Genomic DNA, 24,742 nt, shown 5'->3' with positions numbered 1-24,742 from the left:
CCCTCCAACACCACCCCGATGTCCCGCATGACGGCGCTGCGCTCGCTCACCACATCGTGGCCATTGACCCACACGCCGCCGGCATCGGCCGTCACCAGCCCGCAGATCATCTTGATGGTGGTGGTCTTGCCCGCACCATTGGGCCCCAGGAAACCAAAGATCTGCCCGCCGTCCACGGACAGGCTGAGGTCGTCTACCGCCTTTATCGCGGGCTTTCCGCGCCGGCGATAGGTCTTGCTCAGGCCCTCAATCTGGATGACGGGTGTCATGCTAGCGCTGGAGGTATTCAGGCTTATATGCGCTCAAAGCGCTTGTCCAGTTCATGCATGGACAGGTGGACAATGGTGGGCCTGCCGTGGGGGCAATAATAGGGGTTTTCCGTGGCAAACAGGCGGTCTACCAGCGAAGCCATCTCCTCCTGCGTCAGGGGGTCGCCGGCCTTCACGGCGGCCTTGCAGGCGTAGTTGGCAGCCAGCTTTTCGAGAAACTCCGCGCCGCTGCGGGCCTCGGTGGCGCGGTCCAGCACATCCCGCAGGATCTCCCGCTCCCGCCCCCAGGCCACATCGCTGGGCACCCCCTCCACCACCACGGTATGCTTCCCAAACTCACGAATGCGAAAACCCAGCGCCTCCAGGCTGGGCAGCATCTCCAGCAGCCGGCTGAATTCGTCGGGAGCTAATTCAAGGGTGGTGGGAAACAGCACCGTCTGGGACGGGCGCGCCTGGCCGGCGAAGGCCTTCTGCGCCTCCTCGTAAAGCACGCGTTCGTGGGCCACATGCTGATCAATAAGGACGATGCCCGAGGCCACCTGGCTAAGGATATACTTGCTGTGCACCTGCCAGATGGATTCCGGGTTAAAGGGCGCTTCGGGCCGCAGGGGCGGCCTCCCCGTGGCCGGGACGGCCAGGGCCGAGGCGGTGCCCCCTGCCGGCAGGTCCCCCGCGCCAGGCCCGTTCCCGGCAGCGCCCGCTGGCCGGGGGGCGCCCTCGAACAGCTTGCTGGCGTCGGCGTACGGGGGCCGGGAGCCTGCGTCACCTCGATTGTAGGCCGGGGGACCGCCGCCAGCGTCAGCTGTGACAAAGTCGGGCATCATGCCGGGTATGTCCCGGATGGCCTCGGTCACGGCAGTCTTGACCACGTGGTAAACCCGCCACTCATCCTTGAAGCGCACCTCGGTTTTGGCCGGATGCACATTGACGTCCACCCCATCCAACGGCATGCTGATGTTGAGGACGAAAAAGGGATATTCCCCCCGACTCACCAGTGAGCGGTAGGCCGTATAGACGGCGCTATTGAGCAGGCGGTCCTGCACGGGGCGTCCATTGAGAAAAATGTACTGCTCGCCGGGCCGGCCGCGCACCAGACTCAGGTTGCCTACGTAGCCTTCCACCTTGAACGGCGGCTTTTCCAGCGAGACGGCCTGCAGCGACTTTTGATAGAAGGGGTCGTAGACGGCACCGATGCGCTCCTCAAGGTCCATGGGTGCCAGCCGGAAGGTCTCCCGCTCGCCGCTGGTCAGGCTGAACGCCACCCGGGGAAAGCAGAGAGCGAACCGGCGCACCACCTCGGTGATGTACTGGGTCTCCCGTGCGGGGCGCTTGAGAAACTTCTTGCGCGCCGGCGTATTGTAAAACAGATTTTTCACCCGAACGGTGGTCCCCCCCGCGGCCGCAGCGGGTTTCACCCCCGTAACCTTGCCCCCTTTGATGGTAATCTCACTGCCCTCGTGGAGGTCGGCCGATGATCGCGCCCAGACCTGCGCCACCGAGGCGATACTGGGCAAGGCCTCGCCCCTGAAACCAAGTGTGGCAATACTGACTAGATCTGCGGGTGAGTCCACCTTGCTGGTGGCGTGCCGCTCAAACGCCAGCGCCAGGTCGGCGGCGTCCATGCCTGCGCCGTTATCCGTGACCTGAATCAGGCTCTGCCCACCCTGCTGCACCACAATGGCCACGTCGCTGGCCCCGGCATCCAGGGCGTTCTCCACCAGCTCCTTGACAACCGAGGCCGGCCGCTCCACCACTTCGCCGGCGGCGATCTGATCCGCCAGGGTAGCGGACATGCGTTTGATCTTCCCCACGCTCTTATCCCACCGGGCCGACGGCGTAACTAATCTTTGGTGATTTCATAGATGGCAGATTTGGTCCAGCGCCGCGTGTCCATGCCGGTTACAAAACGGGCCCATTCGCCCCCCTCCCGGCTCAGACGGTACTCAAGGACCTGGTTGAAAGGGTCAAACTCCTTTACCGCCGACAGGCCCATCACCCGGCCGGCGGAACCGATCAGCTCTTCCTCCAGCGCTTCCTCGGTCCTACCCGACTGGCTCAGGAAGTGCCGGCCCGCCGCCAGCATGGGCGCGAGCGGGACCATCCCTACGAGCTCGCTGCCGATGACTTTCACGTCCCGCATCGCGGCTTGCCTGCGCACCTCTTCGTAAGCCGCATGGGGTGGGGTCACCTTCCAGTTTTCCAGGTTCATCGTGACCTGCGCCAGCCCGAAGCGCGGCAGATACCAGCCCCTGGCCCGGCAGGCCCGGAGCGTGCCCGCACGGCGCAGGGGCTGGCCCTCACTGTCCTTCAGCAATCTGCCCTGCGAGTCACGCTGCACCGGTCCCGTTTCGCGAATGGCCAGGGCAATGGCCTGAGCCACCGCAGCACCCTTGGCCTTGAGATTCACGTTGTAGGCAATGAGCCACTCCCGGGCGCCCACAGCCGTGGCCCCCAACTGGGCATTGAATTCCGTCGGACCCGCGTCCGGCTGCCAATCCGGATCGGACATTCGCTCCTCAAGACCCTCGTATTCTCCACGACGAATTTCAGCCAGCCGCCTGCGATTTTCTGCACTTGCAGCCGCGCCATAATAGTATATCGGTATCTTCGCCTCCTTGCCGATGCGCTCGCCAACCAGTCGGGCCAGCTGGACGCATTCGTCCATGCTCATGCCCGGGAGCGGAATAAAGGGACAGACATCGAGGGCTCCCATGCGCGGATGGAGCCCCTCGTGCTGGGCCATATCGATGAACAGGGACGCCCGGGCAACCGCCTGGAGGACCGCCTCTCCCGCAGCCTCCGGCTCCCCCACAAAGGTCACCACGGTGCGGTTGGCATCCCGGCTGCTGTCTACGTGCAGCAGGCGCACCCTGTCCACGCCGGCAATAGCTTGCGTGATGGCCTGGATCACCCGATGGTCACGACCTTCGGAAAAGTTGGGTGCGCATGCCACCAGTTTCATGCCGGCCCTAACCCAGTGAAATCAAGAATTTAACGAGCATCAGCACCAGGATCAGCAAGGCCAGGTAGCGCCAGATGGCCACGGTGCTCCAGCGCACGGTGCGCAGTCGGCGAAAACTCTCGGGGCGACGGCGTTGGAAATATCTCATGCCCCGGCAAACAGGATGGAGAAGAATCCTATGAAGGGACCTATGAAAATCCAGAAAATCGGGATCTTGGTGATCATGCTGAACAGCACCAGCGAGAACAGGACCGTCGGCCCGTAACGCTCCAGACGGGCGGCCACATACTCATACTCCGGCGGCAGCAGGCCGTATAGAATCTTCGAGCCGTCCAGCGGCGGCACCGGCAGGAGGTTGAAGATGGCCAGCGCCAGATTGATCTGCAGGCTCAGCTTCATCATCACATAGAAGGCCCCGCCGACGAAACTGCCCAAAAAGAGCTCCGGGTACTCGTTGATGAACCGGATTACCAGCCCGCTCACCAGCGCCAGGGCCATGTTGGAGCCGGGGCCCGCCAGCGCTACCCACAGCATGTCCCGCTTGGGGTTTTCGAAGTAGCGCGGGTCCACCGGCACCGGTTTGGCCCAGCCGAAGTGCACCAAAAACAGCATCAGGGTGCCGATGGGGTCCAGATGGGAGAGGGGGTTCAGCGTGAGCCGCCCGGCATTTTTGGCCGTAGGGTCCCCCAGCCGGTACGCCACCAACCCGTGGGACAGCTCGTGCACCGATAGGGCCAGTAGAATGACCGGTATCAGGAGGATGAGGATCTGCGGGTTCAATTTGACTGCCTGCTTACTACTTGAATCGGAGCCCTTGCGACGGCCCCGGGTGGGGTGAAATTACAACGCCAGAAACGAGCTGCGGGCACCCTTTCGGGCGACCCCTACCCCCGGGGATGAAAAGCGCGGTGCACCTCCTTGAGGTAGCTGCGGTCCAGGTGGGTATAGACCTGGGTGGTGCTGATATCGGCGTGCCCCAGCATCTCCTGAATGGCCCGCAGATCAGCGCCGCCTTCCAGCAGGTGGGTGGCAAAGCTGTGGCGCAAGGTATGAGGTGAGAGCTCCTTCTGGATTCCGGCGGCATCGGCCCAGTGGCGGAGAATATTCCACACGCCCATGCGGGAGAGGGGGTTGCCACGGGCATTGAGAAAGATTTCTCCGGTGCTCTTACCCTTACGGGCCAGGTTGGGCCGTACCGTATAGATGTAGGTGTCAAGATCGTCCAGAGCCCGCTGGCCGATGGGCACCACGCGCTCCTTGCCGCCCTTGCCTAAAACGCGCACCATCTCGGCCTCCGCCATGAGTTGGGTGAGCCGCAGCCCGATGAGCTCCGACACCCGCAGGCCGCAGGCGTACATCAGCGACAGCAGCGACCGGTCGCGGACGCCCAACGGCTTGCCAGTGTCCACCGCAGCCAGAATGGCGTCAATCTCCGCGACGTCCAGCACCTTCGGCAGACGCTTAGGCAGTTTGGGCGACTCCAGAAAGGCCGACGGATCGCGCGTTACCCACTTTTCCGCCACTAGGAAGCGGTGGAATCCGCGCACGGCCGAGCAGGCCCGCTGGATGGTGGCCGCCGACAGACCCACCTCGCTCAGCAGGCGGGTGAAGGCTCGCAGATGAGATTGGCGGATGGCCTCGAGATCGCCGATCCCCGCGTCGGCAAGGCAGGTCAGGTAGCGGGTCAGATCGGTACGGTAGGCCTCCAGAGTCGTGGGCGACAGGTTGCGCTCGATCTTGGCGTATAGGAGATATTCCTGGAGGTGGTCTTGTCCCAGTGAGAGTTCGGGACCGTTCACGCCTGCTGATTCGCGATAGCGCTCTCTGCCAGAGCGCACAGCACGTGCCCCACGGCCAGGTGCCCTTCCTGGATGTGCTGCGTGTCGCTGGAGGGCACTTTGATGATGACGTCCCCTGGCCCGGCCGCATCCGCCAGCCTGCCGCCACTGGCCCCCGTGAGCACGATCACCGCCAGCGCCTGTTTATGGGCCTGCGCCACCGCCGCGATGATGTTGGGCGAGTCGCCGCTTGTGGAAATGGCCACCAGCAGGTCGCCCGGCCGTCCCAGGCCTTCCACCTGCCGGGCAAATACCGACTCAAAGCCAACATCGTTGGACCACGCGGTCAGGAATGAAGTGTCGGTGGTCAGGGCCACGGCAGGCAGGGGCCGGCGCTCAGCCATGAAGCGTCCCATAAGTTCGGCCGCGAGGTGCTGGGCGTCTGCTGCCGACCCGCCGTTGCCGCACAACAGAACGGTATGACGCGCCTTCAGCGTTGCAGCCAGCAACTCCCCCGCGGCCAGCACGTCATCCAGGCAATCCCTGCTGGCAGCCTGCAGGGTGGTGGCGGCGGCCTGAAGGTGGGCCGCGATCAGCGCGCGCGGGTCTTTCCCTGCCTCAGACACGGCCGCTAGGCCTCATGCACGGCGGTGGCAATGTTGGCCATGGTGTCGGGGCCTGAGTCCGACTCAAATATGGATCCCGTGACAATAAAACGGGCACCGGCCTTGACCTTGGCGGCGGCCTCCTCGGGGGTGCGAATGCCGCCCCCCACCGCCAGAGGAATCTCCACCTCGGCTGCCAGGCGACGGATAATCTCATCGGGCACCGCTGTCGCCGCACCGCTGCCCGCCTCAAGGTAGACCAGCGCCATGCCCAGATACTGGGCCGCCAGGGCGTGGGCCAGGGCAATGTCGGGCTTTTTGGCCGGCAGGGGCTGACTGTTGCTCATGAACTCCACCGCCGTGGGCTCGCCCCCCGCCATAAGCAGATAGCCGGTGGGGATCACCTCCAGGCCAAGGTTCTTAAGCAAAGGTGCGGCCTGCACCTGCTCGCCAATCAGATACTGGGGATTCCGCCCGCTGAGCAGGGACATGAACAGCACGGCATCCGCGTGTTTGGAAAGTTGCGTGGCCGAGCCGGGAAAGAGGATCACCGGTACCTTGGCCGCGGTCTTGATGGCCATCACACGGTCCTGAAACCCTCCGTCCATGATCAGGCTGCCGCCCACCAGGATGGCATCGGCGCCGGACTCGTTGACGCTCGCCACCAGGCCGTCAATCCGTCCGTCGTTTTTCCGGTCAGGGTCGATAAGCACCAGGTGGTTGGCCGACTGGTTGTCGAGCTGCCCCAGAAGCGTCTGAAATACGCTCACGACCCTGCTCGCCGCAGGAGGTCCACGAGTCCGTCCAGTTCACCGCGGGTGCGCTTTTCAGTGACCGCGATCTGCAGCAGTTCCTCGCCCTGCCACGCCGTGGTGCCGATAAATACCCCCTCCTCCTCGGCGCGGCTGCGCAGTTCTCCGGCCGGACGGGGCGTGCGCACCACAAACTCTTTGAGGTACCCAAATCCGTACGGCAGCTCGTACCCGGGCAGCTCCGCGATGGCCCTGCCCAGGTACTGGCTCTTGTCAAAACACAGCCTGGCCACCTGCTGAAGCCCCGCCTTGCCCATGAGGGAAAGGTAGACCGTCGCCCACAGGGCCAGCAGCCCCTGGTTGGTGCAGATATTGGAGGTCGCCTTCTCCCGGCGAATGTCCTGCTCCCGCGTCCGCAATACCATGACGAAGCCGGTCCGGCCCTGCTGGTCGGTGGTACGACCGGCGATGCGTCCCGGCAGGCGCCGAATGTACTTCTGCCGCGCCGCCATGAGCCCCAGATAAGGCCCGCCATAGGACAAGGGAATACCCAGTGACTGCCCCTCACCCACGTAGACGTCGGCGCCGGCCGCGCCGGGACTCTCCTGGATTGCCAGGGTCAGGGGATCGGCACTGGCAATGAGCACGGTGTCATCGCTGGCCAGCGCCTGCCTGGCCCCGGCCCAGTCTTCCACCAGACCCAGCCGGTTCGGCGACTGCACAACCACGGCGGCGGCAGCGCTGGACTTTGCGGCGAGCTCATCCAGGTCCAGGCGTCCGTCCCGGCTGCCCACGGTCACAAGCTCGGCGGAGCGGCTCTGGAGATAGGTTGCGATGACCCGCAAGATTTGGGGCTGCAGCGTGTCGGGCAGGAGAATCTTGCTGCGGCCGGTGGCCCCCAGCGCCAGCGAACAGGCTTCCGCCGCCGCCGAGGCGCCGTCATACATGCTGGCGTTGGCCACGTCCAGACCGCTGAGCGCGCAAATCAGGCTTTGGAACTCGTACATCACCTGCAGGGTGCCCTGGCTGACTTCGGCCTGGTAGGGGGTGTAGGCCGTATAGTACTCCGAGCGCTGGGCGATGGCCTTGACGGCTTCGGGCGTATAGTGGTCGTAGGCGCCCCCACCTAGAAAGCAGACGCCGCTGCTGGCGGGTCGGTTCAGCGCGGCCAGGCGCTGCAACTCGGCGGACACCTCAAATTCCGACAAGCCCGGGCCTAACCCCAGCTCGCCCGCGACGCGCAGGTCAGGCGGTATGATGCTCACCAGCTCTTCGAAGGAAGCAGCGCCGATGGCCTCCAGCATGCCCTGCTCCTCTTCGTCGGTTGCAGGTATGTAGGGGTGCTGCTGTGTCACGCGATGATGGCCTCGTACGCGGCCGCATCCAGCAGCTGCTGCTTTTCGTCGAGGTTGGACGCCTTCATCTTCACAATCCAGCCCTTGCCATAGGGATCGGTGTTGACCTGCTCCGGGGCATCTTCCAGGGACGTATTCAGCGCGGTGATCTCTCCGGCCAGGGGCAGGAACAGATCGGATACGGTCTTCACCGCCTCAATGGTTCCGAAGGCCTCCCCCTGGCTGAACGTGGTCCCCGGCTCGGGAAACTCCACAAAAATGATGTCGCCCAACTCCCCCTGGGCAAAATCGGTAATGCCTATGGTGGCCTCGTCGCCGTCCAGCGCCACCCACTCGTGGTCCTTGGAGTAGAGCAGCTGAGCGGGAATCTTCATACGGTAGCCTCAACAGGTTGATAATGGAACGAATCCAGAAAAGCGGTGGTAAACTGCCCGCTGCGAAAATCGGGATGGGCCAGCACCTGCTGATGAAACGGAATGGTCGTGGCGATGCCCTCGATCACGAACTCTTCCAGCGCGTGCTGCATCCGGTTGATGGCCGCGTCCCGCGTCAGGTCGTGAACAATCAGCTTGGCAATCATGGAGTCGTAATAGGGCTGCACCTCGTAACCGGCGTAGGCGGCGGTGTCGACGCGCACCCCCGTGCCGCCGGGGACGTGGAAACTGGAAATCATGCCTGGCGAAGGACGGAAATCGTGGGCCGGGTCCTCCGCGTTGATGCGGCACTCGATGGCATGCCCCCGCAACTTCGCCGTTGCCACCCAATCGGGCACCGGAACCCCTGCGTGGGCGCTGATCTGCGTTTTGACCAGGTCGATGCCGTAAACCATCTCCGTGACCGGGTGCTCCACTTGAATCCGGGTGTTCATCTCCATGAAGTAGTAGTTATGATCGGCGTCCAGCAGGAATTCGATCGTGCCCGCCCCGCGATAATTTACTTCCTCAGCTGCCCGCACGGCGACGGCGGAGAGCTCCTGCCGCAGGTCCTCGGTTACAAAGGGCGAGGGCGACTCCTCGATGAGCTTCTGGTGCCGGCGCTGAATCGAGCACTCCCGTTCGCCCATGGCCACCACTCGGCCCCCCAGGTCGCCCATCACCTGCACCTCGATGTGCCGCGGCTCGGAGACGAACTTCTCCACGTACAGATCACCGTTGCCAAAGACGCTCTGGGCCTCATTGCGGGCCTGGGTGAAGGCCTGGGGCAACATTTCAGCCGTATCGGCCCGACGCATGCCCTTGCCACCCCCCCCTGCGGAGGCTTTTATCATCACGGGATACCCCAGCTCCTCTGCCGACTCCAAGGCGGCTTGCACATCGCGCACCACATCGCTGGATCCCGGCGTCACCGGCACCCCCGCCTTGACCATGGTCTTGCGCGCCTCGGCCTTGTTACCCATGAGGCGGATCGTGTCGGCGCTGGGACCGATGAACGTAATCTCGTGTTCCTCACAGATCGAGGCGAACTCCGCATTCTCGGCCAGGAATCCGTAGCCGGGATGGATGGCATCGGCGTTCGTGAGCTCGGCGGCGGCAATAATGGAGGGTATATACAGGTAGCTCCGGGCACTCTCGGGCGGCCCGATACAGACGGCCTCGATGGCAAAGCGCACGTGCAGAGCCAGCTCGTCTGCCGTGGAGTAGACCGCCACTGTGGAGATGCCCAGCTCGTGGCAGGCCCGGATAATCCGCAGGGCTATCTCACCACGATTGGCGATGAGCACCTTCTTGAACACGTCCCGGGGTCAATCCCGGAAGCGGCCGGGGGGCTGGTGCCGGGGTCGGCACGCACCTGCCATCGCGGTGCTCAACTGGGATCAACGACCACGAGGGCCTGGTTGAATTCCACCGGGGTGGCGTTCTCAGCGAGAATTTCCACCACCGTGCCGCTCACGTCACTCTCGATCTCGTTCATGATCTTCATCGCTTCGATAATACAGATCACCTGCCCCACCTCGATTCTGTCGCCCGTGTTGATATACGGTGCCGCATCCGTCGATGGAGCGCGATAGAACGTGCCGACGATGGGCGCCTGGATCTGCTTGAGCTTGGACGTGTCCACGACGGGCTCCGGCGCCGGGGTGGCCTCGCGGTCCGGCAGTTGCGGGACAGCGGGCGGCGTAACGGCGGGAGGTTGCGCGGACGCCACCGTATCGGCGCTGCCTTTCCGCACGCGTATCTTGCGACCCCACCAGGTGGAGACCTCCACCTCGGAGACATTGCTGGCCTCCACGATGGCAATGATTTCCCTGAGCTTGTTATTGAGCATCAGCCGTGGGACCGGCCGGCGGGCCGGCTAGCCCTTCACCCGCTCGATGTAGCGCCGTTCGCGGGTATCGATGCGAATCGTCTCGCCAACCTCGACAAAAAGTGGCACTTGCACCGCCACGCCTGTCTCCAGCGTGGCGGGCTTGCTGCCTCCAGTGGCGGTATCCCCCCGGAGGCCCGGCTCGGTTTTCACGACCTTGAGGTTCATGTGCTGGGGTACCCGAACCTCGATGGGGTCCTCACCCCTGAAGGTAACGGTGAGCTCCATGTTATCAACCAGGAAGTCCACCGCATCGCCCAACTGCTCAGCGGTCAGGAAGGCTTGGTCGTAGGTCTCCCGGTCCATGAAGTGGTACATGTCGCCGTCGCTATAGAGGTAGGTGAGCTGACGGGCAACCACCTTCACTGCCTCGATCTTCTGTCCGGCCCGAAAGGTCTCGTCCACCACCTGTCCCGTGCGGACATTCTTCAGCTTGGTGCGCACAAAGGCAGGTCCCTTCCCCGGCTTGACGTGGAGAAACTCCACGATCTTCCACAAGCCGTCCTTGTGGTCCAAAACCAGTCCATTGCGGAAATCTGCCGTCGTTGCCAATTTTTCCCCGGTAAGCGTGGTAGTCCTTGGAAAGCGCAGGAATTTAAACCCGGCCCCCTCGGCAGGCAAGGGGGGTTCGCCCCTTCTGGCTTGGGATTGCTGAGCGCCCCAACCTAACTTCAGCGCCCATGATTATCGAGGTCTCCAGTACGTGGCCCCAGGTCGCCTGGCTGCTCCCGGGCGCAGTCCTGTACGTTGAAATGCACTACCGCTGGTGGCCCCTGCCCAGCCGCTATTTCCGCCGGGAACCCGAGATCCTCGCCGATGCCCCCCACCGGCTGGAGCCGGGCCGCCCCCTGCCCCTGCTACTGCTGGTCAAGGACGCCCACCGCTACCCCCTGCGCCTGGACCGTGTGGAAGTGCGCCTCGACACGGACCAGGAACAGGCCCCCAGCGAGGAGTTCAGCATCGGCGAAATGCTGTCAGGGCCTTGGTGGCACCGCATCATCATGCTGGACCGGCCCCGGCAGAGCGGCGACGTGAGCCTCTGGGTCACCTTCCATTATACGGTACGCGGCAAAGCGCGCAGCTGCGTCAACCACAACCTGCCAGCCCTCAGGCCCACGCCCCTGCGCGTGCACCTGGCCAGTGAGCCGCTGCCGGGCGAGGACGTGGTATGGGGGGACCTGCATACGCACACGGCCCTTACCGATGACATGATCGAATTTGGCTCCCCCCTGGAAGCCACCCGGGCGGCGGCCACCGCCCTGGGGCTGGGCTTTGTCTGCGCCACCGACCACTCCTACGATCTGGACGACCTCCCGGGCCAGTGGCGGGCCAGCGACCCAAAGCTCACCAAATGGCATACCTCCAGGCAGCAGATCGCCCAGCTCAACACTCAGGAGGGTGGCGCCCTAATTGTGCCGGGGGAGGAAGTCTCGGTGCGCAACACCCTGGACAGGAATATTCACACGCTGGTGTTGGGTCATCCCCACTTTCTGCCCGGCTCCGGCGACGGCGGCGAGCGGCTGTCCTCAAGACGCTCGGAACTGGACCTGCCCGGCTTGGTCCAGGCGCTGGCGGGTGAGTCAACCGACGGCAACTCCGCCGAGCCCAATGCCAACCATCCCGGCGTCGCCATCGCCGCCCATCCTTACGCGCCGGTTCCGTTCGCGCAGTGGGCCATCCTCAACCGGGGTCTGTGGCAAAAGTTTGATGCCCTGACGCCGGGCATATCCGGGCTGCAGATACTCAACGGCCAGCTGGACCCGGGCTTTTTCCATGGCGTGGCGGCGTGGATCGAGCTGCTCCTCCAGGGCCACCGCAAGTTCATCTACGCCGGCAGCGATGCCCACGGCGACTTCAATCTGCACCGGCAGATCCGCCTCCTCTTCATGTCGCTGTGGGAGCGTGGCAACCACGTCATGGGCACCTGTCGCACGGGCGTGCTGGGGGCACCGCCCGGCGATATGAACGCTATCCTGGCGGGGCTGGCCGCCGGGCGCTGCATCATCAGCAATGGGCCGTTCATCAACCTCACCGCCACCAGCAACGGCCGCACCGCCGCCATCGGCGAGACCCTGCAAGCGCGAGAGGCAACCGTGCGCCTGGAACTGGCCAGCACGGAGGAGTTCGGGCCTCTGGCGGGCTACCGCTTGATCCGGGGGCGCGTGGGAGCGGCGGACGAGGAGACCGTGGTGGAGGCGCCCCTAGAGGGCGAGCAACTGGCTGCCAGCTGGTCGGGGACCGTCACTGTTGGGGCCGGCACGACCTATCTGCGGGGCGAGGTGGAGTCCTGGCTGCCGGAGGGGCGGCGCGCCGGGGGGGAAGCCGCTGACCAGCGCGGCCTGGCCATGACCAACCCGCTGTGGCTGGAGGCCAGCAACTCCCATGTCATGGGGCCCCGGCCGGTCACCTGACAGCACTTGCTCATGCTCTCCCGATGCCAAAATGTTCTGCTGCCGCTCATTGGGAGCTACCGGAACAACCAGGGTTTATTCGTCAGCGCCTGTAGGGGGCGAAAGGGTGTACCCCAATTGCATCATCAAGGCGAGTTGGTTTGTCTCAACCCATTCCTCAACCAGTTTCCCGTCTGTCATCCGGGATCTACTCATCCCTGTATTGCTTACCTGCTTACCTTTTAGGGCGGAGTTACCGAGACCCGAGTGTGTGCCAGTCCATGACCATCGGGTTGCTGACAGATCCCCCGATCGGATACGCTCGTTAACGGTGACATGGATATCCGGATAGGTCTCTCGGATTGAGGCAATCACTTTCTTCAATGAATCAAGGCCCTCAGATGAGGTTGTCGAACCCATGATCCGCACAAACTGCGCGTCTATGATACCATCCAGTATCTCCAGGTTTCCCGTATTCCAGGCTTCCACATAGGTGTTAGTTATGCGATCCCACTCTTGCGATGTATCCTGCTGCCCGCATCCGCTGGCGAAAAAAAGAAGCCCCAGCGCAACCGCTGAGACCGTCTTCACATGGACGAGTAAACCATTCCCCATAATGCATTCCTCCTATACATATGTCAGTGCAGATTCAGGCACTCATCGGGTCGAGCGGAATACGATGCAGTTGCTTCCTCTCGTCTGAAGAACAACAGGGTAGTCGGGCAGGACAGGGATCAGTGCCTTTCCGGCACCTCACATACATTATGCAATGAAATATCCGTTAACAGTCTTCTTTACTGACTGATTACTGAAATTTAAGCATCTACTGAATTTTCTCCAAACCGGATAACGAGTAGTAGCGGTGAACAGGAGAACGCTGAGACGTGAACAGGAAATTGAACCGATTGGGTGCAATGTAAAAGCCCTCATGTTGTGACAACACACCCGCTGACCTAACTTTTGGCGGCCCTTGACATTTCTCCCAGCCGGCAAAGAGTGTGGCGGGAACAGGCTTCGATGGCCCTGAAATTACATGGCCACAAACGGGAATTCGAGGCGTGTTATGTCGCAAGCCATATAAGACCCCGAAACAGCGCGAAGACGGCTTTAGCTCACTGAAGGAAGGGCAATGTCTTGTGGCTGGAATATTATCTGGAAGCAAGGCCCGAAAGCGGGTTTATCTGGAAACCATATAAACAGTAGTTAGGCCAAAACAATGAGAGAAAGTGAAAAGGAAAAATATGACATCAAATAACTTCGACTGGGACAAAACAAAGCAACTTTCAATTATTCAGTTATTGCTAGCCTTCGCTCTCCCAAGCGCTTTTGCCTTTGTAGGCTTTCGTTTAGTCCTCCCAATGTTAGTGAAAAGTGGAACCCCTGTATTGATTGCTTGGCCGTCTATCGCTTCAGTAATGCTTTTGGGCTTTGTAATAGTAGCTTTTATCCTACTGCGATCTGAAGCCAGGCAGCTCAACATTCCACTTACTTCTCGCATGTGTTTAAAGAGACTTTCATTCAAACAATGGCTAATCTATATTGTAATTCTATTTGTCGGTTTCGCTTTTGCCATGATTGCTGTACAGCTAGTTGAACCGTTTATGAAAGCCACAGGCTTAACAATACCAGATTATATGCCCTTTTTTCTAAATCCATTAATTAATCCAGCAGAAGTAGACCAATCCGTTCTTTCACCTGGCCTTCCGCTTAAAGGACAATTCGTCCTGATACCGCTTATGGCGATTACTCTCCTCCTTAATATAATGGCCGAAGAATTCTATTTCAGGGCTTGGATACTTCCAAAATTATCAAGGTACGGAAGTATTGGTTGGGTTATCAATGCGGTGCTCTTCGCTTTGTATCACAGTTTTCAGCTTTGGTTACTACCGACAATTCTAGTTGGGAGTCTCATTTTTGCTTTTGTAATATACAAAAGTAAGAGCATCTGGCCGGCTTTAGTGGGACACCTTGTAGGCAACTTTCTTTTTACAATTCTAGGTGTTCTAATCCTTATACTTGGGTAAACGTTTGTTGTTGAAACCCATGAATTTTAGCCTAACAAACCAAATGCAGCCGACTGCGCCCCGGCACCTATCGTCGGCGAGTGAGGAGTGGCGGCAGGGCGCGGCGGCTGAGCGACTAGACGTTAGGCCGCCAAGTGAACTGCCATTGCCTGAGAATCCGGAGCGAAACCTACTAGGGAATGGTGAAGGAGGATTGAAATGAAGACACTTTGTCTGCTTCTTGCGATCGTTGGCGCGGTGCTTCACCGCCACGCGGGTCAACTTGAGCGTTATGTATCGAAGGAATAAATGCGAGATATAGTAAGAAATAAACGCAATTGTGTTTATACCGCTAAATTGGGGTTATAAGAACAATTGTTTTTATACACTCGTTGTAGCCAATGCAAAAAGACCATAGATGAGAGAACTAAATGACTTTTAATATGTATTCCTTGTGAATTCATTTTATTATAAAACTTTCGCTCGCGTTGCGATCGTGCCCTATATCGGCGGTACCGTGATTCACATCCTCCGTCTTATATATAACTTATCATACGAAGAAATTCCTTTTGAAGCTGACTGGTTGGTTGTGGTAGTTGGAGGATATGCTGGTTTGGGATTAATTATATATGCGCATAGAATACCTTTCAAGAATATATGGGATAAGATAATTTATGGATTGTTAATTTTTCATCTCGATGGCTCGGTAATATTACATGCCTATATACTATTGACTGGAAGCCATGATACCCTTAGCATTTTTCCCTATTGGTATAGTTTTATTGCTGTTGGGTATTTTTTAGGATTGGGATATTACGTATTCACCCTAAATAAACGGTTGTATCGGAAATAACAATTGTCAACGTTTATGATCTGATAATAAAAATTTAAAATCACAGGCTACAACAATGTGTAAGGCGTATTAAAACGCGCCCTACACGAACCGTTAAAGACAACAAACAGATAACAAATTGTTCCACCTGACATTTTTTCTCTCCGCTCCAAAATGCAGGTGAATTCAAAGGTTAGATTGCGCTGAAGAAGGGCACATGGTGGAGAGAAGTATAAGGCTGTGGGCCTGGGGATGCATTCGGTCCTGGCTACGGCCACTGCTTCCTCAGCAGCCCTCTCTCCCGCCTGCCACCTTTTCGGTTTGCGCCCAAAACCCATTGTCGGCAAATCTGATCATGCTGCATCCCTGGGCTGTCTTTGCTTCCCCCCCGCTGCGTCAATCCACGCGCGCCAGCCCGCCAGCCCAGGCGCTAACTTCCGCCATGAACTGTTCTTCCCCCATTGCCCCGCCAACGGCGGTGGCAAGCATGGCCCCAAAACAGCGCCGGGTCTCTGCCTTCTTCCCCCTCTATTGTGAGCCTGTCCCCCCAACGGCGGGAAGAGGGGGCCTCCCGATGCTTCGGGACGGGGGCGGTGAGTTGTTCCCCGGCATTCCTCCCGCGCTTTGACAATTTCCCGGCCCTGCCCCCCGGGGGGGTGGTATCACGGTCACCGAGGGGAAGCATGATACCAAAGTGATACCAATGTGACCCTAATGTGACCGGTTTCTGCTTCGGCGGAGGCAGGCAACTCCCCGGCTGAAAGCTCTTTGACATCCCGCCCGGTTTCCGCCGCTTCCCGCAAGGCATCAAGTATGGGCCACCTTTGGGCCATGTTTGGGTCACCTTTTCCGTCGGTGACCGTGACCCAGGCATGGGGGGAGGGGTTCACCCCGCCAACGGCGGTGGCAAACGCGGCCGAACCCCGCCAACGGCGGCGGCAAAAACGGCCCGGAAACGGCCTGAGGCGCCGGCTCTTTGAAATCGCTGGCCAGCTGCAAAAAGCCCCACCTTGGCGGCGGGGCTTTCAGCGGCAATGGGGAGGGACCGCCGATAGGCGCTCAGACCACGCTCATCACCAGCAGGCCGATCATCACAATCAGCGCAACGAAAATGGCCGCCACGCCGTAGTTCTTGTTCCTGATCTCGGCCCACTCGTCGATGTCCCGGGAGATCAGGGCGAAGATGGCGATAGCGATGGCCGTGCCCAGGGAAAACCCGATGGAGACGGCCAGAGCCCAGCCGATGGATCGAAGATAAAGCATCATGGTATCGCCAAATGATAGCACGTCAGTCCTCCTTGATTAATTCCATTCGATTTGCCGCAGAAATTGCGATGATTTGATCTTCCCCAGGCGCAGGTCGCCCAGCATCTCCGCGTCCGCGGTGGTCATCAGCACCATGTTGTCGGCGCCGGGCACGCTCACGGTCACGCTGATGGTCTGGACCTCCACGCCCGTGCGGGCAATGGCCTGGCTGGAGGCGATGTAGCCCACCAGCAGCACCTCCTGGTAGTTGTTGCGCCGGCTTTGCAGGGCCAGGTCGAAGGTGGTGCCGCCCGCAGGATAATTCAGGGCCATTTGCGCCTGGTCCACAGGCACGCGGTACGATCGGCAGACCTGCTGCACGATGGAGTAAAATTTTACGTTGGCCCACACGGGCGTGGCCAGCACCAGCCAGCAGGCGCCGGCCAGCAGGGCTGCCATCCATCTTCGGTAAGATCCTGAGCGGTACACGTTTTGCCTCTCTCGACTGGACTGTTCACATGGCACGCCAAACCTGCTCGCTGGCGCCGCAGGATTTTAAGGGCTGGCTGGCGTGGTTAGCAAGGGTTACCCGTGTCCGGCGGGCGGCCTGCCCGGTTCGATGAGGCACCTCGCCAGCGAAATGTGTAACTTTCCCGGTCAAATCGCCTCAAGCGCCGTTGCCAAATACCTTTACCAGGGAGCACCGTGCCGACCCGAAATGCATTGATTTTCCTGCTGCTTCTCAGGCTCTCTTTGGCCCTTTTCTGGCTGGACCACGGCTGGGGCAAGGCCTCCGATGGATGGCTGCAGGAGAACAAGCTCGAAGTCCGGCTTGAGCGCTCGCACGAATCCGCTGAGGGCTGGGTCAAGTCCTATCTGGAGAGCTTTGCCCTCCCCGCCAGCAACCTGCTGCGCTATCTGGTCACAGGGGGTGAACTGGCGGTAGGGCTGGCCTTTCTCGCCGGATTCTGGATGAAACCGGCCAGCTGGGGCGCGGTAATCATGGTGCTGAACTTCAAGTTCGCGGACGGCCGGCTGGGACTGCTTGGCTCGCTCGGCGATGCCTATCTCTACCCTTTGCTGTTGGCTGCTCTGACTGTCGCCTACCTGAATTTGCGCAGTGATTGGACCGTCAAGCGCCTGCTCCCGGCCCTCGCAAAGTATGATCTCTAGGCCGCGGGTCTACCCGAAATACCCCCGCATGACGCGCCTCAGGCCCGGTGCGCTGGTCGCGCTGGCCGTGGCACTGTTGATGGGCTGTGGCAGCTCGTCGCGCCTGAAACCCACCATCTTGCTCATCGCGTTGGACGGCTTTCGGTGGGACTACCGCAGCCTGGCCGATACGCCCAACCTGGACCGTCTGGTAGCATCCGGCGTCAGCGCCAAGGGGCTGATCCCGGTGTTTCCCACCAGGACCTTTCCAAACTTCTACTCGATGGTTACGGGGTTGTATCCGGCCAACCACGGCATCATCGCCAACACCATGTTCGACCCCGTGATCGGCGACACCTTCAGCCTCGGCAATCGCGAGGCGGTAGCCGACGGTCGCTGGTACGGCGGAGAGCCGTTGTGGGTCACGGCGGAAAAACAGGGGCAACTTACCGCGCCCATCTTCTGGCCCGGCTCAGAGGCCGAAATCAGCGGTGTGCGCCCCAGCTACTGGCTCGAATTCGACCATTGGATGCCCCATGCTGAAAAGGTCAGGCAGGTGCTGGCGCAGCTGGACTTGCCACCCCACCGCCGCCCAACATTCATCAGCATGTACTTTCCCGATGTTGATGACCAGGGCCATGGGGGCAACGACTCGTCCCTTGCGGCCTCCATCGCCGGCGTGGATACTGCGCTGGGGGTGCTCTTTCATGAACTGACGGAGCGCGGCATCATGGAGGAGATCAACGTGATCGTGGTCTCGGATCACGGCATGGCGGCCACCGATTCCTCGCGCGTCATCTTTTTGGACGATTATGTGGACCTGGAGACGGCTGGGGTGATCGACTGGTCCCCCGTCCTGGCGCTGAGGCCGCCGCCGGCAATTGAGGAGGAAATCTATGCGGCCCTGAAAAATGCCCACCCTCAACTGCAGATTAACTGGAGAAGCGAACTGCCGACCCGGCTGCACTATTCCAGCCACTACCGCATTCCGCCCATCATAGGGATTGCTGATGAAGGCTGGAGCGTCACCAGCCATGCTTGGTATGACGTCAACCCGGCGCGCTTCAACGGGAATAATCACGGCTACGACAACCGCCTTGCGTCCATGCGGGGAATATTCATCGGGTGGGGCCCGGCGTTCAAGAGCGGCCTGCAGGTGCCCGCCTTCCAGAACATTCACCTCTACGCCCTCATGTGCGCCCTCTTGGATTTGGAGGCCGCCCCCAACGACGGCAGTTTTGACTCGGTGAAAGTTCTGCTGAACTGACCGGCGCACTGCTGACCATGGCGCCGTGCGTCAATGAACGGCCTTTCACGGCCTTTCACCGCAGGCGTAACTTGCCGCCCATGTCGAGTCTCACTTTGGTCGGATCCTTGCTGGGCATCCTCCTGGCGTCGGTATTAGGCGCCCTGCCACCTATGCTGGGTCGTTGGAGCGACCGGCAACTGCATCTTTTCATCGCCTTTGGCGCCGGGGTATTTTTGGGGGCAGTTTTTTTCCACCTGGTTCCCAAGGCCATTGCCAATCACCCCGGCAATCTCACCAACGCCATGATACTGCTTGGCTTTACCATCGTATTGCTCGTGGAACGGGTTGTGCTGGGACGGCCGCAAAGCAGCGACGAAGGTCTCGGGCAGCAACGCCATCATGTGCTGGGGATCAGCGCCTTTGTGGGGCTCAGTCTGCACAGCCTGACCGAGGGCTTCGCCTTGGGTACCGGAGTCGCCGCGCCGCAACTGGCGGCAGTCCTGGTGCTGGCCATCATGAGCCACAAGGCCGTGGCCGCCTTTTCATTGGCGACTGTCTTCCGGCTCTCAAATATTCCCCGCAAGCAGGCCGTGATCATGCTGGGTGTCTTCGCCGGCTTGACGCCGCTGGGAGCGCTGCTCTCAGCACTGCTGGTGAACGCACTGTCCCTGTCACAGACGGCCATACCGACTGCTCTGGCGGCAGGAACCTTTATCTATGTGGCCACGATGGACCTGCTGCCGGAGGCATTTCACACCGGACAAAAACGGCTGATCACGTTTGCGGCGCTGAGCCTGGGCATCTTTGCCATGCTGGCCGTGGACTGGCTGGATGTGTAGGCCGCCGAGAGTTCTAGCGGTTCAATATATCCAAGATCGGTGCAAAGTGAGGCAGGTTGGTCTTGTGCGCGTCGTATGAGAAGATGCTGACAGCCCGGTAGCCGTAGAGCCGGGCCATACGAATTTTTTCCGCCGTGGCCGGTGCGTCCTGATTATAGGTGGCCACACCCATGATGACCCTGCGCCGATGCTCGGCCGGCAGGACTTCGGAAATCGAAGTGATATTCTCCAGGTACTGCTGCAGATCGGGCGTGTAATTCATGGGCGCGGCATACTCGAGGATGCCGTCACGAAGCCACTGTGACCAATCCTGAAAGTATTTGTGACGGGCGACGCGGGCATTGGGTTTGACAGCGGCGGTGAGCATGATTTCCTTACCGCTGAGCATGATAACGGCGTGGAGGGCGGTAATCAGATTGGTGATGCGCTGGCGCCGGTAGTCGTTCCAGTCAGCCAGTTTGCCCGCTGCCGGCCCTGCCTCTTCAAAGCCCCCTGACTGCCGGACTTGCAGGATGTCCCGGGGATCGAACCCGTATTCGCTGCGAAACCGGGCCAGGCCTGCTGCGTTGTAGCCGTGGTCCAGATCACCGTAACGGACGTAGTCCAGGTGCAGCCCATCGATGTCGTAATTCAGAATGATCTCGGTGAAAACCGACTGCAGATAGCCGTTGACCTCGGGATGAACCGGGGAGAGGAAAATCCCCTCGAAGGTGCCGTCCCGGGGCGCACCCAGGTCGATGTCCGCCTGGGCCAGACCTGCGGCGTCAACTTCGAGCCACTCGGGGTGCATGTGATAGATGTGCGCTCCGGTCTCCGGTGGCGTACGAGCCGACCAGAGCAGATAAGTGGTCACCCATGCATGGACGTTCAGGCCCAGCTGGTGCCCTCGTGAAATGGCATAACCCAGGGGATCGAAGCCGCGCTGGCGGACGCGGGAGCTGCGGGGCACCAGTAGCGACTGGTAATAGGCATCGCCCCGGCCCCGCACCTGCACAAAAACGTGGTTGATCCCGCCTTGCTGCGCAAACGTGAGGGCAGCGTCGATCTCCTCGCGGCTGACCATGCTGTCCCGGACGATCCACATACCCCTGATGCTCAATGGCTCCAGTTCGCCGCCGGCCGCTACCAGGGGCATAACATAGGCAACCAGCGCGGCTACCTTCCAGGAACGGCTCACAGGCATGCTCAGTACCGGGGGACGGTGAGCGCAATTGAGCAAGTGCCGGATCTTAATCTTTGGTTTTCTTGCCGCCCTTCGCCGACTCCCCGTCTGTATCGGCCTCGGCAGCGGCAGGCGCGATGTCCACCAGCTCAATGAGGGAGACCGGGGCGCGGTCATTGGTGCGGTTGCCCAGCTTGATGATGCGGGTGTAGCCGCCGTTGCGCTCGGCAAACAGGGGCGCGATGTCATTGAAGAGCATGGCCGTGACGGCCTGTCCGTGTTTGCCCGGAAGGGCTTTCAAAACCTGCCGCCGGGCGTGCAGCGTACCCCGCTTCGCGAAGGTGATCAGCGGCTCGACAAAGCTACGCAGCTCCTTGGCCTTGGCATCGGTGGTCTGGATGCGCCGGTGGACGATCAAAGCCAACGCCAGATTGCGCATCAGTGCCTTACGATGGCTGGCCGTACGATTGAGCTTGCGCCCTCTTTTCTGGTGTCGCATGAATCGTCCGCGGGCCTAACTATCGATGAGAATGGGGTCGACCTTCATGCCGAAATATAGCCCCATCTCGCCCAACTTTTCCTGCAGTTCCGTGAGCGACTTGCGGCCGAAGTTCTTGAACTTGAGCATTTCCGCCTCGTCCTTGGTCACCAGTTCGTAGATGGTCATGATCCCGGCGGACTGTAAGCAGTTGTGGCTGCGCACGGAAAGCTCCATCTCGTCGATGCTCTTCTTGAGCAAGCTACGCAGCTGCAAGTCGGAATCGTCAATCTTGGTTTCCACCTCGACGATGGGGGCCGACTCTTCGAAGGTGAAAATATTGGCCATGCCGTGCAGCAGCGAGGCCGCATAATTGACGGCATCCTTGGGCACAATGGAACCGTCGGTAAACACATCCAAGGTCAGGCGCTCATCCAGCACCTTGGAGGCGGGCAGAGGCTGCACGTCGAAGGTGACTTTTGACACCGGGTTGTAGATGGCGTCCAGAAATATGGTACCGATGGGGGCATCGGGCAATTTGTTCATTTCCGCCGCGACGTAGCCTTTGCCGCGACTGACCCGGATCTCCATTTTGATCTCCCGCTCACCGTTCAGGGTGCAGATAAGCAAATCGGGATTGAGCACCTCGAACTGGGGGGAAGCCTTGCCGATTTCCGCGGCCGTGACAGCGCCGCTACCCTTGAACACAACGGTAACGGGGGTCGGTTTCAGTTCATTGAGTTTGAACCGCACCTGCTTCAGATTCAGCACAATGTCGGCCACATCCTCGATGACGCCCGGTATGGTGGTAAACTCGTGCAACACACCCTCAACCTTGATGGAGGTGATGGCGGCCCCCGGTATGGCCGTCAGCAGGATGCGGCGCAGGGCATTGCCCAGGGTGATGCCGTAGCCGCGCTCCAGAGGTTCCACGACCAGGGTCGCGTGGCGGCCGTTATGTTCGCTCAACTGCAGATCGTACTGACTATCTGTGGCTTGCATTCAAATGTCCTTCGGGTACAGGTTATTTAGAGTATAATTCAACGACCAGCTGTTCGTTGACGGTCTCGGGAATCTCATCACGCTGGGGACCGGCCAGAAATACGCCGGTGAGTTTAGCCTTGTCCAGTTCGAGCCAGGGCATCTGGTTTTCATCCGTGATGCGCCGCATGCCGTTATGGATGATCTCCAGTTGCTTGCTTTTCTCCCGGACCTTGACAACATCGCCGGGCTTGAGCTGGTAGGAGGGCACATTGACCATCCTGTCGTTCACCAGGAAATGGCGGTGGCTAACGAGTTGCCTGGCCGCGCGCCGGGTGGTGGCCAGGCCCAGGCGGTAGACGGTGTTGTCCAAACGCGATTCCAGCAGCAACAACAGATTGTGGCCGGTAGGTCCGCCCATAGCTGCAGCCTTCTTGAAGTAATTCCTGAACTGGCGCTCCAGAACGCTGTACAGGTGCTTCAGGCGTTGCTTCTCGCGCAGCTGCAGGCCGTAGGTGGAGACCCTGCGCCTCAGAGACGCACCGTGCTGGCCCGGCGGGTAATTCTTCCTCACAGAGGAAAATTTGGGCGACTCAAATACAGGGTATTCGAGCCGACGGACAACCTTGCCACGGGGGCCCAGATAGCGCGCCATACTGCCTTGCCCCTCCTCAGACCCGCCGCCGCTTGGGCGGGCGGCAGCCGTTGTGGGGAATGGGGGTTACATCCTTGATGGCGCTAATCTCCAGGCCGGCGACCTGCAGGGAGCGGATGGCCGCCTCCCGGCCGCTGCCGGGTCCCTTGACCCGCACCTCAACGGTGGCCAGTCCCATGTCCATGGCTTCCTTGGCAGCCTGCATGGCGGCCTGTTGAGCCGCGAACGGCGTGCTTTTGCGCGAGCCCTTAAAGCCGCTGGTGCCGCCGGTGGCCCACGAAATGACGTTCCCGTAGCGGTTGGTCATGGTGATGACGGTGTTGTTGAAGCTCGCCTTGATGTGGGCGATGCCTTCAGGCTCCACCACAACCCGTTTCTTTTTTTTGCGCCCGGCTGGTCGTTGTACCAAATCCAGTTACTCCTTTATCGCCATTATTTCGGCAGACCCTTATTTGCGCGTCCCAACACCGCGCCTGCGCCCCTTGCGGGTGCGTGCGTTCGTGTGGGTACGTTGCCCGTGCACCGGCAGGCCCCGACGGTGGCGAAGACCACGGTAGCTGCCTATGTCGGTGAGACGCTTGATGTTCATGCTCACCTCCGTGCGCAACTCGCCCTCCACTTTGAACTTATCGGCGATCAGATTGCGAATGGCCACAACCTGCTTTTCGGTAAGATTGTTCACGGGCGTGTCCTGGGGAACCTTGGCCTCATCCAAAATCAGCTTCGAGCGCGAGAGTCCAATGCCAAATATGGAAGGCAGCGCGTAGGCCACGGATTTGTTCCGGGGTAAATCGACCCCTGCAATGCGGGCCACGGACTAGCCCCTTCCCTGTGCGGATGCTGAGGCGATCATCGCATCATCCCTGGCGCTGCTTGTGCCGGCCGTGCACGCAGATGACCCGCACGACCCCCTTCCGGCGGATGATCTTGCACTTGGCACACATTTTTTTCACCGATGCTCTAACTTTCATGTTTCAACTTGCTCAACATTACCATAAACTTGTTGAAGAGTCATAATTGCTGTACGATACGACCTCTTAACAAATCATAAGGATTTAATTCTACTTTCACCTGATCACCTACTAAAACTCTAATACGGAAATGCCGCATCTTACCTCCTAGATAAGTAAGCATCACTTTACCATCATCAAGCTTCACCCGAAACATCGTATCAGGCAATGCCTCAACAACCGTCCCGATCTTCGTCTCTTTAGTGCTCTTATCTTCCGACATTAAATACAAATTCTATCGTATAGGAAAAGCCCAATAAAGTCAACCCCATGCTTAATACGTTGAAAGATCCTCTTTAAGGATAATTTTTTTCGAACGGTCATCAGCGTCGACGCGAAACTTGCAGAGGCTCCCATCAGGGGAATGCCGGTTCTGCATTACTCTCCCCGTGCCCGCGCTTGCCGGGAATACCGCCAACTCGCCAAAGAGGTGTTGGAGCAAAATGCCTGAGGGGGAAGAGATCCGAGAGGATCTGAATAAGGTTTTTCGAGCCGTGCAGGATAAATGGAACCGCCTGAAACAGGAAACGCAGCAACGTGAGAGCAGAATGGAAGACGACAAAGCAGAAAACATCGCCAAAGTGTTAAAAGAGTTGGACGGTCAGTCCTCTACACTTGCGAATGAGATTAAACGTCTACAGGAGCGGAAATCGACGATTGAGACTAACAGCCGGAACTTAAAGAAATACTTGCAACAATCCATGGAATCAGTTGGCAAGCG

At 60.0% G+C, this 24,742-nt stretch carries 30 protein-coding genes; 6 read left to right on the top strand and 24 right to left on the bottom strand.

Features of this window, described 5'->3' with window-relative positions:
- The 13 genes from IH971_06185 to efp all read right to left on the bottom strand — a co-directional run.
- The coding region (locus IH971_06185) for an ATP-binding cassette domain-containing protein (protein ID MCH7497420.1) at positions 1 to 269 on the bottom strand (269 nt) is incomplete at its 3' end.
- Positions 270 to 292: 23 nt separating this feature from the next.
- Complete coding sequence (gene mutL, locus IH971_06180) at positions 293 to 2,080, bottom strand: DNA mismatch repair endonuclease MutL (GenBank protein ID MCH7497419.1); 1,788 nt, start codon at positions 2,078 to 2,080, stop codon at positions 293 to 295.
- A 29-nt stretch (positions 2,081 to 2,109) separates the two neighbouring features.
- Entirely contained in the window at positions 2,110 to 3,231 is a 1,122-nt protein-coding gene (gene ftcD / locus IH971_06175) for a glutamate formimidoyltransferase (protein ID MCH7497418.1), read from the bottom strand.
- A gap of 7 nt (positions 3,232 to 3,238) precedes the next feature.
- Positions 3,239 to 3,379: a hypothetical protein gene (locus IH971_06170; GenBank protein ID MCH7497417.1), complete on the bottom strand. Its 141-nt coding sequence runs from the start codon at positions 3,377 to 3,379 to the stop codon at positions 3,239 to 3,241.
- On the bottom strand, positions 3,376 to 4,011 hold the full coding sequence (locus IH971_06165) for a site-2 protease family protein (GenBank protein ID MCH7497416.1): 636 nt from the start codon (positions 4,009 to 4,011) through the stop codon (positions 3,376 to 3,378). The genes IH971_06170 and IH971_06165 overlap by 4 nt, the downstream gene beginning before the upstream one ends.
- Before the next feature lie 104 nt (positions 4,012 to 4,115).
- Positions 4,116 to 5,069, bottom strand: a complete 954-nt coding sequence (gene xerD, locus IH971_06160) for a site-specific tyrosine recombinase XerD (GenBank protein MCH7497415.1) — start codon at positions 5,067 to 5,069, stop codon at positions 4,116 to 4,118.
- Positions 5,027 to 5,602, bottom strand: a complete 576-nt coding sequence (locus tag IH971_06155; protein ID MCH7497414.1) for an SIS domain-containing protein — start codon at positions 5,600 to 5,602, stop codon at positions 5,027 to 5,029. Before IH971_06155 ends, xerD begins: the two co-directional genes overlap by 43 nt.
- Before the next feature lie 38 nt (positions 5,603 to 5,640).
- Positions 5,641 to 6,384 (bottom strand): geranylgeranylglyceryl/heptaprenylglyceryl phosphate synthase, encoded by a 744-nt coding sequence (locus IH971_06150; GenBank protein ID MCH7497413.1) that lies wholly within the window; start codon positions 6,382 to 6,384, stop codon positions 5,641 to 5,643.
- Complete coding sequence (gcvPA, locus tag IH971_06145; protein MCH7497412.1) at positions 6,381 to 7,721, bottom strand: aminomethyl-transferring glycine dehydrogenase subunit GcvPA; 1,341 nt, start codon at positions 7,719 to 7,721, stop codon at positions 6,381 to 6,383. Before gcvPA ends, IH971_06150 begins: the two co-directional genes overlap by 4 nt.
- On the bottom strand, positions 7,718 to 8,095 hold the full coding sequence (gene gcvH / locus IH971_06140; GenBank protein MCH7497411.1) for a glycine cleavage system protein GcvH: 378 nt from the start codon (positions 8,093 to 8,095) through the stop codon (positions 7,718 to 7,720). The genes gcvPA and gcvH overlap by 4 nt, the downstream gene beginning before the upstream one ends.
- Positions 8,092 to 9,453 (bottom strand): acetyl-CoA carboxylase biotin carboxylase subunit, encoded by a 1,362-nt coding sequence (gene accC / locus IH971_06135; GenBank protein MCH7497410.1) that lies wholly within the window; start codon positions 9,451 to 9,453, stop codon positions 8,092 to 8,094. Before accC ends, gcvH begins: the two co-directional genes overlap by 4 nt.
- A gap of 71 nt (positions 9,454 to 9,524) precedes the next feature.
- Complete coding sequence (gene accB, locus IH971_06130; protein ID MCH7497409.1) at positions 9,525 to 9,986, bottom strand: acetyl-CoA carboxylase biotin carboxyl carrier protein; 462 nt, start codon at positions 9,984 to 9,986, stop codon at positions 9,525 to 9,527.
- A 27-nt stretch (positions 9,987 to 10,013) separates the two neighbouring features.
- A complete protein-coding gene (efp, locus tag IH971_06125) occupies positions 10,014 to 10,577 on the bottom strand; it encodes an elongation factor P (protein MCH7497408.1) in 564 nt (187 codons plus the stop codon).
- A gap of 128 nt (positions 10,578 to 10,705) precedes the next feature.
- On the opposite strand from efp, the gene IH971_06120 reads away from it, so the two are divergent.
- Positions 10,706 to 12,436, top strand: a complete 1,731-nt coding sequence (locus IH971_06120; GenBank protein MCH7497407.1) for a CehA/McbA family metallohydrolase — start codon at positions 10,706 to 10,708, stop codon at positions 12,434 to 12,436.
- Positions 12,437 to 12,511: 75 nt separating this feature from the next.
- Here IH971_06120 and IH971_06115 read toward each other — a convergent pair whose 3' ends face one another.
- The gene (locus IH971_06115; GenBank protein MCH7497406.1) at positions 12,512 to 13,030 is read right to left on the bottom strand and encodes an ester cyclase; all 519 of its coding nucleotides are present in this window, start codon (positions 13,028 to 13,030) and stop codon (positions 12,512 to 12,514) included.
- Between the two features lie 611 nt (positions 13,031 to 13,641).
- Here IH971_06115 and IH971_06110 point away from each other — a divergent pair.
- Positions 13,642 to 14,439 (top strand): CPBP family intramembrane metalloprotease, encoded by a 798-nt coding sequence (locus tag IH971_06110; protein ID MCH7497405.1) that lies wholly within the window; start codon positions 13,642 to 13,644, stop codon positions 14,437 to 14,439.
- Between the two features lie 1,870 nt (positions 14,440 to 16,309).
- On the opposite strand, the gene IH971_06105 is transcribed toward IH971_06110, so the two are convergent.
- Both IH971_06105 and IH971_06100 read right to left on the bottom strand, forming a co-directional pair.
- Positions 16,310 to 16,537, bottom strand: coding sequence for a hypothetical protein (locus IH971_06105; protein MCH7497404.1), 228 nt, complete (start codon positions 16,535 to 16,537; stop codon positions 16,310 to 16,312).
- Between the two features lie 15 nt (positions 16,538 to 16,552).
- The gene (locus IH971_06100) at positions 16,553 to 16,954 is read right to left on the bottom strand and encodes a hypothetical protein (GenBank protein ID MCH7497403.1); all 402 of its coding nucleotides are present in this window, start codon (positions 16,952 to 16,954) and stop codon (positions 16,553 to 16,555) included.
- A 246-nt stretch (positions 16,955 to 17,200) separates the two neighbouring features.
- Here IH971_06100 and IH971_06095 point away from each other — a divergent pair, with 246 nt between their 5' ends.
- The 3 genes from IH971_06095 (at position 17,201) to IH971_06085 (ending at position 19,735) form a co-directional block, all read left to right on the top strand.
- Entirely contained in the window at positions 17,201 to 17,668 is a 468-nt protein-coding gene (locus IH971_06095; protein ID MCH7497402.1) for a DoxX family protein, read from the top strand.
- 28 nt (positions 17,669 to 17,696) lie between these two features.
- Positions 17,697 to 18,914 (top strand): alkaline phosphatase family protein, encoded by a 1,218-nt coding sequence (locus IH971_06090; GenBank protein ID MCH7497401.1) that lies wholly within the window; start codon positions 17,697 to 17,699, stop codon positions 18,912 to 18,914.
- A 107-nt stretch (positions 18,915 to 19,021) separates the two neighbouring features.
- Positions 19,022 to 19,735, top strand: a complete 714-nt coding sequence (locus IH971_06085; GenBank protein MCH7497400.1) for a ZIP family metal transporter — start codon at positions 19,022 to 19,024, stop codon at positions 19,733 to 19,735.
- 13 nt (positions 19,736 to 19,748) lie between these two features.
- On the opposite strand, the gene IH971_06080 is transcribed toward IH971_06085, so the two are convergent.
- Genes IH971_06080 through infA form a run of 8 tightly spaced genes read right to left on the bottom strand, consistent with a single transcriptional unit; the run spans position 19,749 to position 24,244 of the window.
- The gene (locus tag IH971_06080) at positions 19,749 to 20,912 is read right to left on the bottom strand and encodes a family 10 glycosylhydrolase (protein ID MCH7497399.1); all 1,164 of its coding nucleotides are present in this window, start codon (positions 20,910 to 20,912) and stop codon (positions 19,749 to 19,751) included.
- 52 nt (positions 20,913 to 20,964) lie between these two features.
- Positions 20,965 to 21,396: a 50S ribosomal protein L17 gene (gene rplQ, locus IH971_06075; protein MCH7497398.1), complete on the bottom strand. Its 432-nt coding sequence runs from the start codon at positions 21,394 to 21,396 to the stop codon at positions 20,965 to 20,967.
- Positions 21,397 to 21,411: 15 nt separating this feature from the next.
- A complete protein-coding gene (locus tag IH971_06070; GenBank protein ID MCH7497397.1) occupies positions 21,412 to 22,377 on the bottom strand; it encodes a DNA-directed RNA polymerase subunit alpha in 966 nt (321 codons plus the stop codon).
- Positions 22,378 to 22,399: 22 nt separating this feature from the next.
- The gene (gene rpsD / locus IH971_06065) at positions 22,400 to 23,011 is read right to left on the bottom strand and encodes a 30S ribosomal protein S4 (protein MCH7497396.1); all 612 of its coding nucleotides are present in this window, start codon (positions 23,009 to 23,011) and stop codon (positions 22,400 to 22,402) included.
- Between the two features lie 16 nt (positions 23,012 to 23,027).
- Positions 23,028 to 23,420 (bottom strand): 30S ribosomal protein S11, encoded by a 393-nt coding sequence (gene rpsK, locus IH971_06060; GenBank protein ID MCH7497395.1) that lies wholly within the window; start codon positions 23,418 to 23,420, stop codon positions 23,028 to 23,030.
- A 39-nt stretch (positions 23,421 to 23,459) separates the two neighbouring features.
- Entirely contained in the window at positions 23,460 to 23,825 is a 366-nt protein-coding gene (gene rpsM / locus IH971_06055; protein MCH7497394.1) for a 30S ribosomal protein S13, read from the bottom strand.
- Between the two features lie 43 nt (positions 23,826 to 23,868).
- Positions 23,869 to 23,982: a 50S ribosomal protein L36 gene (gene rpmJ, locus IH971_06050; GenBank protein ID MCH7497393.1), complete on the bottom strand. Its 114-nt coding sequence runs from the start codon at positions 23,980 to 23,982 to the stop codon at positions 23,869 to 23,871.
- 40 nt (positions 23,983 to 24,022) lie between these two features.
- Positions 24,023 to 24,244 carry a translation initiation factor IF-1 gene (gene infA / locus IH971_06045; GenBank protein MCH7497392.1) on the bottom strand — a complete coding sequence of 74 codons (222 nt, stop codon included), beginning with the start codon at positions 24,242 to 24,244 and terminating at the stop codon, positions 24,023 to 24,025.
- Positions 24,245 to 24,464: 220 nt separating this feature from the next.
- Here infA and IH971_06040 point away from each other — a divergent pair.
- The coding region (locus IH971_06040; GenBank protein ID MCH7497391.1) for a siphovirus Gp157 family protein at positions 24,465 to 24,742 on the top strand (278 nt) is incomplete at its 3' end.

Source organism: Candidatus Neomarinimicrobiota bacterium (assembly GCA_022560655.1).
Taxonomy (GTDB): Bacteria; Fidelibacterota; Marinisomatia; order SCGC-AAA003-L08; family TS1B11; genus JADFSS01.
The sequence above is the reverse complement of the archived record's forward strand: the minus strand, read 5'-3'. Positions and strand labels throughout refer to the sequence as shown.